10 protein-coding genes are annotated in these 6,761 nt (G+C 64.4%); 7 read left to right on the top strand and 3 right to left on the bottom strand.

Features of this window, described 5'->3' with window-relative positions:
• From PGX04_RS29745 to PGX04_RS29730, 4 genes are all read left to right on the top strand, one after another.
• Positions 1-1,057: bacterio-opsin activator domain-containing protein (locus PGX04_RS29745; protein ID WP_273741791.1), on the top strand; the 1,057-nt coding region annotated here is incomplete at its 5' end.
• A 96-nt stretch (positions 1,058-1,153) separates the two neighbouring features.
• Positions 1,154-1,963 carry a CPBP family intramembrane glutamic endopeptidase gene (locus PGX04_RS29740; RefSeq protein WP_273741790.1) on the top strand — a complete coding sequence of 270 codons (810 nt, stop codon included), beginning with the start codon at positions 1,154-1,156 and terminating at the stop codon, positions 1,961-1,963.
• A gap of 99 nt (positions 1,964-2,062) precedes the next feature.
• Complete coding sequence (gene hjc, locus PGX04_RS29735; RefSeq protein ID WP_273741789.1) at positions 2,063-2,587, top strand: Holliday junction resolvase Hjc; 525 nt, start codon at positions 2,063-2,065, stop codon at positions 2,585-2,587.
• A 284-nt stretch (positions 2,588-2,871) separates the two neighbouring features.
• On the top strand, positions 2,872-3,264 hold the full coding sequence (locus tag PGX04_RS29730) for a zinc ribbon domain-containing protein (protein WP_273741788.1): 393 nt from the start codon (positions 2,872-2,874) through the stop codon (positions 3,262-3,264).
• Here PGX04_RS29730 and PGX04_RS29725 read toward each other — a convergent pair.
• Positions 3,219-3,485, bottom strand: a complete 267-nt coding sequence (locus PGX04_RS29725; RefSeq protein WP_273741787.1) for a hypothetical protein — start codon at positions 3,483-3,485, stop codon at positions 3,219-3,221. The two genes, PGX04_RS29730 and PGX04_RS29725, sit on opposite strands and share 46 nt — an antisense overlap.
• 106 nt (positions 3,486-3,591) lie before the next feature.
• The gene (locus tag PGX04_RS29720; RefSeq protein WP_273741786.1) at positions 3,592-4,215 is read right to left on the bottom strand and encodes an SWIM zinc finger family protein; all 624 of its coding nucleotides are present in this window, start codon (positions 4,213-4,215) and stop codon (positions 3,592-3,594) included.
• Positions 4,216-4,411: 196 nt separating this feature from the next.
• Here PGX04_RS29720 and PGX04_RS29715 point away from each other — a divergent pair, with 196 nt between their 5' ends.
• Positions 4,412-4,684: a DUF7472 family protein gene (locus PGX04_RS29715; RefSeq protein ID WP_273741785.1), complete on the top strand. Its 273-nt coding sequence runs from the start codon at positions 4,412-4,414 to the stop codon at positions 4,682-4,684.
• Between the two features lie 42 nt (positions 4,685-4,726).
• Positions 4,727-5,113 (top strand): hypothetical protein, encoded by a 387-nt coding sequence (locus PGX04_RS29710; protein ID WP_273741784.1) that lies wholly within the window; start codon positions 4,727-4,729, stop codon positions 5,111-5,113.
• 77 nt (positions 5,114-5,190) lie between these two features.
• On the opposite strand, the gene priL is transcribed toward PGX04_RS29710, so the two are convergent.
• On the bottom strand, positions 5,191-6,282 hold the full coding sequence (priL, locus tag PGX04_RS29705) for a DNA primase regulatory subunit PriL (RefSeq protein ID WP_273741783.1): 1,092 nt from the start codon (positions 6,280-6,282) through the stop codon (positions 5,191-5,193).
• A 263-nt stretch (positions 6,283-6,545) separates the two neighbouring features.
• Between priL and PGX04_RS29700 the strand changes: the two genes are divergently transcribed.
• A partial coding sequence (locus PGX04_RS29700) for an alpha/beta fold hydrolase (RefSeq protein ID WP_273741782.1) occupies positions 6,546-6,761 on the top strand: 216 nt, incomplete at its 3' end.

Genomic DNA, 6,761 nt, shown 5'->3' with positions numbered 1-6,761 from the left:
CGACGCCGGCGGCACCCGACTCGAGCCCCGGGCCTGGGCGGGTACCGGTCAGGAGTATCTCGACGACGTCTCCCTCGGAGGCGACGCGTCCGTCGAGCCGGCCGTCCGGACCGCCCAGACCGAGACGCCGACGGTCGTCTCCAACGTCGTCGAGGGACTGCAAGACGACCCCTGGCGGCGACTGGCCGTCGACCGAGGGTTCCAGTCGGTCATCAGCGTCCCCCTCTCGCACGCGGAGTACTCCTACGGCGTCCTCACGGTCTACGCCGACGAACCGGACGCGTTCGGCGACCTCGAGCGGACGGTCATGACGGAACTCGGCGAGGGGATCGCGAACGCGATCACCGCCGCCAAAACGCGGGAGGCGCTGCACGCCGAAACACTACTCGAGCTGACGCTCCGGATCGAGGGCTCGGAGGACCTGCTGCCTCGGATCGCGGCGAAGACGGGTGCTCGGGTCGAGTACGCGGGTCTGGGGACGCACTCCGGCGACGAGACGCTGCTGTTCTTCGAGACCAGCGGTGCCTCTCCCGACGACGTTCGCGAGGTCCTCGACGATCTCGTCTCGGTCACGGACTCCCGGCTCATCAGCGAGGCCGACGGCGACTGCCGGTTCGAGGCGACCGCCACCTGCGAGGTCATCGCCTCGCGGCTGGTCCGTCACGGCGGCAGTCCGCGGTCGATGCACGCCGACGCGACGGGGACCGAGATCACCGTCGACGTCTCGACGGGTACCGACGTCCGCGAGTTCGTCGAGATGCTCCGCGAGGGGTATCCGACCGTCGAGCTCCGATCCCGCCGGCACGTCGAGCGATCGATGGGAACGCGAAGTGAACTCGTCACGTCGCTGTTCGACGCGCTGACCGACCGCCAACTCGAGGTGCTTCGCACGGCCTACTTCGCCGGCTTCTTCGAGTGGCCCCGCGAGAGCACCGGCGAGGAGATCGCCGAGCTACTCGCGGTGACGCAGCCGACGGTGAACAGACACCTGCGAATCGGTCAGCAGCGACTGCTGGCGCAGTTGTTCGAGGACGAAGTTCCGGTCCCTGCGGAGTGATCGATCGGCGTCGGCCGTTGGACGAGGGGGCTCTCCGGTGAGACGGGCCGTTTCGCATGAGCAACGCCCAAGGCCCCGGTCGTCGTACGTCTCCGCATGGAAACCCCCGAACGCCATCGCGACGACGGCCCGATTCGGTCGACGCTCGTCGCGATCGGCCTGGCAGCGTTCGGTATCCTCGCCAGTCAGTTCACGGTCCTCCCAGCCGTCCTGCTCGATCCGGCGGTGGTGAGGACACCGATGGAGGCGTCGATCACGAGTCGGGCGCTCCTGTTGACCTTGAACTTCGTCGGCTTCGCGCTCGCCGGTGGGCTCTACCTCGCGGCGACCGACCGCGGCTGGTCGTACGTCGACCTCCGACTCCCCACGAAACGTGGCTGGGGCTACATCCTCGCCGGCGTCCTCGGGAGCTTCGTGTTTTACGTTCTCATCAGCGTGCTCGTCCAGCTACTCTCACTGCCGTCCGCGGAAAACTCGGTCTCGGGCTTCATCGGCGACGACCAGACGATGGTTCTCGTCATGATCGCGATCGTCTTCCTCTTCAACGCGCCGGCGGAGGAGTTCCTCTTCCGGAATATCGTCCAGAAGCGCCTCTACGACGCGTTCTCTCGGCTTCAGGCGGTCGTCATCGCCAGCGCCATCTTCGCGCTGATCCACATCCTGTCGTACGCCGTCTCCCAGTCGCTGCTCGCGACCGTCGTTCCGGTCGTCGTCGTCTTCGGCGGGTCGATCATCTTCGGGCTGCTCTACGCGAAAACGGACAACCTCTTCGTTCCGATCGCCGCCCACGCCGCCTTCAACGCCATCCAGTTCGGCATCCTCTACATCGCCCTCGAGTACGAGATCGAGACCGCCGAACCGTCGACGTCGCTGCTCGTGGACCTGCTGGCGGTCGTCCCGCTGTAGGCTCCGCCGCTATCGGCTGTGCCACTGTAACCGCCCCCGGACGACCACTTCCACCGCGCTGTCAGTTCCTTTATTACCGGCGGGCGGTGACGGTGGGGTATGTCTCAGGCGAAGGGCGACCGCCGCGAGCGGGAACTCGTCAACGCGCTCGACGAGGCCGGCTTCGCGGTCATGCGTGCGCCCGCCAGCGGTTCTGCGACCGAACGCGAACTCCCCGACGTGCTCGCCGGCGACGGCGAACAGTTCTACGCGATCGAGGCGAAATCGAGTTCGGGCGACCCGATCTATCTCACCGGCGAGGAGGTCGAAGCGCTCATCTACTTCGCGCAGAACTTCGGCGCGAAACCCCGGATCGGGATCCGCTTCGACCGCGAGGACTGGTACTTCTTCCATCCCGGGGACCTCCACGTCACCGACGGCGGCAACTACCGCGTCAAGAAGGAGACGGCCATCGCCGAGGGAACCGACTTCCCCGAGTTCACCGGCCGATCCGAGAAGGTCACGCTCGAGGAAGTCGGCGACGGCGGGGCCGATACCGGTCCCGACGAGGAGATCCTCCGCGTGCTCAACGCCGTCGAGCAGGGCGTGATGGACGTCGAGGAGGCCGCAAAAGTGCTCGAGTAACTGCCGGCCGGCGACGGCTGTTTTTCCTTCTAGTGACGCGGTCAGCGTCGCGAAACTGGCGCAACCAACTGTCTGTTCCCCGCCGCTTCATGTCGACGGCATCGGCGACCTCGGTGGTGCCGGCAGGTTCCGCGGGCGCGAACGGCGGCGATGGGTTCGTCGTCACTGACGCGTTGCTGAAACGTATAGACTCACAGCCGAGGGCGCAAGTAAGTGAACCACCGTTAGGTAAACGTAAGCGAAGGACAAGAATTAAGACTATTTCATTTGTGTGACCATATAGTATGACAGATGATGGTTTTCCTGAGGAAAACTCTTCTTCACAAAATGAGGATGGATATAGGCGAACAAAAAGTGACGATGAACAGTTTTGCTCCTCCTGTGGAGAGGTAATCAAAAAGAAAGCCGAAATCTGTCCGGAGTGTGGGGTCCGACAGAAGAGGTCTAACAGTGGCGAGAAAAACCCAGGAATTTCTGCTGTTCTCTCATTCTTTATTACTGGGGCAGGCCAAATTTACAACGGCGAGATAGGAAAGGGGATCGGGCTGATGGTTCTTCAAGTTGTTAACGTACTTCTGATGGCTGTTCTTATCGGTTTCATCACGTTCCCCGCAACGTGGATCTGGGCGATCTATGACGCGTATAAGACTGCGGAGAAGATCAACACGGGAGAGTAAGCGTCGTCAGAGATCGACGCTGCCGGCTCGAGCCCCGCGGTGACGGACGTAGCGGTTCGCCCTATCAAGTGACACTTGCGCTGTTTTGCGATGCCGTGACTCGCGCCCTCGATCAGGCCGTCGTCGTCGCGGCTGGTCTGGCCCCGGTAGTAGCGTTCGAGTTCCCAGTAGTTCACGTGCTGTCCCTCGTCGAATCCGTCGTACGCGATACCCGTATCCATAGCTCGCCAGTCGATACCGATCACCAAGAAAACGGGCGTCGCGACGTTCGGTTTGTTACGAGCCGTCGTCGGCCTCGAGCGCCGGTGGCGCTGTCGCCTCGAGTCGCTACGACGCCTTCTCGAGGCGCGTCCGCGGGAAGACGTAGACCTTCAGCGACGAGGGGACGACGCCGTTAGGGGCGACGGTGGCGTGGGGATAGATCGCGCCGACGACGGGAACGTCGGGATCGTAGTCCGCGTTGGTCTCGTACTCCGCGACCGTCGTGTCGGCCGCTCCGATCTCGACGGCGTCGGCCCGCAGCGCCGAGACGTCGACGACGGTGAGCCGATCGCCGGTCTCGCGGTCGACGACGGTGTCGCCCGCGTAGATCGCGTGCTCGTCACAGTAGAACGGCGCGGGTTCGTCCTCGTCGACGAAGACCGTCTCGCCGCAGTCGCGACAGTCGACCGCGACCTCGCCCGGCGGCGGGGTCCGGCCCTCCGTGATCTCGATCGCGACTCTGCGGATGTGCTTGCAGCGGGCCTCGCGGAAGACGTGATCCGGACAGGTGCATCGACCCGCCTCGAGATCGACGAGGTAGGTGTGGTCGCTCGCGGACTCGACCTCGTAGAGGCCGTCGCCTAGCGACAGCACCGACATCGGTTCGGTGCGTGCTCGGCGCGATCGCTTCGTGAGGTGATCTGCTGACGGTACTGGAAGCGGTGCTTTCGGTGACGCTGTTGTTTTCATGGGTGCGTCGAAGTGGATTCGCTGGTCGGCTGGCTATTCGACGTGGATAGGGGCTCGATGAGCATAACGGGCCTGCTTGCACCCTCATGGCCGCAGTTTATACGGAGGGTGCGGACGACTGGCGACCGCAGCCGACGGTCCGCCTCGAGGCACCCTTCGAAGTGCTTTTCACCGGTCCGGCGAAACCACTGGGATAATGCTCGATCGCGAACAGCTCATCGAAATCGTCGTCGCCGTTACTGCCGTCTTCCTGATGCTGGGGGCCATGATCGCCGTCGGATCCTCCTACGGAGCCGATAACAGCACACTCTCGCCCGAAGGCGGACAGATACTGGTGGCGGTCATCGCCGGCTTCATCCTCCTGATGACCGCGGTCGGCATCCTCCTCGCGTACCTGCTCAACGACCCCGAGAACGGCCTCGAGGCCAACGACGATGACGACGATGCGGACGCGCAGGGAACGTTCTGAGGGCGTCGGTACGCTTTTCACGTTGCCGGTTTGACAATACCTATGGATAGCGCTGACTCCAGTTCGATTCGAACGAATGGATTCCGTTCCGGTCAGGCTGCCGCCGTCGTCGTGCTCGTTCTGCTCTGTTCGTCGCTGCTCGTGAGCGTGCTGTCCATCGTCGATCCGGTCGTCGCCGCCGGCGCGGTGGTGGTCCCCACCGGACTCGCGATCGGGCTCCTGTGGCGACTGGCTGTCTCAAGTGACTCGACGACCGATCGCGAGGCCGGGGACGACGACGGCTCGAGCGTCTGGAATGCGATCCCGTCCGACCAGTACGACGGTCGACACGCCGAATCCGGCGGTCTCGCCCGCGGCGAACAGGAACGGGCGCTACGGGACATTCAACATCAGGCGGACGAACTGTCCGACGAGCCCCAGAAAAAGTGACGTACTGAGCAGAATTACGGTATTTCGACCGCCTGTGGTCGTCCGTTTCGACTACCCGTGGTCACCATTTCTCGCACTCAGTCGCCGCTCGCGGCACTGTCCTCACCGTCGGTCTGCTCTCGCCAGTCCTCGATCTCGTCGTCGTCGGCGTCGTCGATCCGCTGTTCGTAGTAGGCCATCGGATGCGGAATCCGCTCGCAGAGGTCGTCCTTGTTCACGCAGTCGCCGTAGGACTGCATCGTCGCACACGAGGGCGGCGAGTACTCAGTCGGGGAGCTATCGCCACGGATGTGGTCGGTCTGGTAGCGGGTCATCTCCTCCCCGAACGACGAGTTGACGCGGTAGAGGTCGACGATCTGATCGGTGGTCATCCCGATACTCGTCAGGAACGCGGTGATCGCGAACCGGGAGTGGTGCGCCAGGTGTTCGCCCTTCTGTATCTGATCGAGCAGGGCCTTCATACACGGCGGGAACAGGTCCGGAACGACCGTGTCGATGTCCTGAGTCAACTCGAGATCGGCCAGCACATCGCGGATCTCGGCGGCGTCGTCCTCGAGTGCGGTCGCGATGGCGTCGGGTACCTCGAACGGAAGGCCGTCCTCGATACGGCTCCGGATCGCCTCGCGCAGGAGCGCGAGCAACTCCTCCGCGTCGACGGGCACCTCGCCGGCGTCCAACGATCGATTAACCAGCCGCCACTCGTCTTCCCACAGGTCCTCGGCCAGCGGGAGGTAGGTGCCGACGTCGATCCGATAGCCGTCGCCGTCGGTCGCCTCGCGAACGTCGTCCCGCAAGTCGAACTCGGCGAGCAGGTCCTCGAGTTCGAGTCCCGTCGTCTCGACGCTCTTCAGCTCGGTGGTGTCGGCCATGTCGGCGGTGAAGCGGTCGTAGGCCGTCGCGGCCTCCCCGCGGGCGTACTCGCGGACGAGCACTCGCTCCCCGACTAGCGAGACGAGCACCCGCGCGACGGGATAGGAAAGTAACTCGACGCGAGCCTCGCGGTGTGAGTCTCCGATCTCCCCTTCCTCGAGCGCGGTAATCACGCGTTGGCGCGCGCGGTCGACGACCGCCCGGTCCTGCTCGACGACGGTCGCGAGATCGACCGCCTCCGTCGCGACGGACTCGCGAGCGGCCTCGAGAAACGGGTACCGCGCGTGCAGTCGCTGCATCGGTAACAATATTTTACCGAGACGGGATAAACGCGCTGATTACCACAATTGATCTTTATCCCGCTGAACCGTTCCGACGGGTGGACCCGAGGCGGGTCGTCGGCCGAGGCGTCAGTCAGTCGGCATCGAGACGGCCGTCGCAAGGCCGTCACCGACGCGATAATATCGTATTACCGGCCCCGACGGCCGATCGCGCGATGCGGGCCGACGCCGCTCCCGATTCGAGGATCGATTTCAAGGGCGTTCGACACGTCAGTCCGGGTATGCCACAGGCGACGAGAGACGGCGTGTCGATCTACTACGAGCACGAGCGGAGCGACGGAGACGGACGCGCGCCGGTCGTGTTCGTGCAAGGGCTCGGATTCGGTCGGTGGATGTGGCGCTGGCAGCGCGAGGCAGTCGCCGACGAGTACGACGTGATCGCCCCCGACAACCGGGGCACCGGTCGCTCGGACGTCGGCCTGCCGCCGCTCGTCCCG

The sequence above is a fragment of the Natrinema soli genome (genome assembly GCF_028618695.1).
Note: the sequence above shows the minus strand (reverse complement) of the source record. Positions and strands in the feature narration are given on the sequence as shown.

Excerpts from the sequence above, each read along its gene's own strand:
- PGX04_RS29740 (WP_273741790.1), top strand. The coding sequence starts at position 1,154 with ATGGAAACCCCCGAACGCCATCGCGACGACGGCCCGATTCGGTCGACG.
- hjc (WP_273741789.1), top strand. The coding sequence starts at position 2,063 with ATGTCTCAGGCGAAGGGCGACCGCCGCGAGCGGGAACTCGTCAACGCG.
- PGX04_RS29730 (WP_273741788.1), top strand. The coding sequence starts at position 2,872 with ATGACAGATGATGGTTTTCCTGAGGAAAACTCTTCTTCACAAAATGAG.
- PGX04_RS29725 (WP_273741787.1), bottom strand. The coding sequence starts at position 3,485 with ATGGATACGGGTATCGCGTACGACGGATTCGACGAGGGACAGCACGTG.
- PGX04_RS29720 (WP_273741786.1), bottom strand. The coding sequence starts at position 4,215 with ATGAAAACAACAGCGTCACCGAAAGCACCGCTTCCAGTACCGTCAGCA.
- PGX04_RS29715 (WP_273741785.1), top strand. The coding sequence starts at position 4,412 with ATGCTCGATCGCGAACAGCTCATCGAAATCGTCGTCGCCGTTACTGCC.
- PGX04_RS29710 (WP_273741784.1), top strand. The coding sequence starts at position 4,727 with ATGGATAGCGCTGACTCCAGTTCGATTCGAACGAATGGATTCCGTTCC.
- priL (WP_273741783.1), bottom strand. The coding sequence starts at position 6,282 with ATGCAGCGACTGCACGCGCGGTACCCGTTTCTCGAGGCCGCTCGCGAG.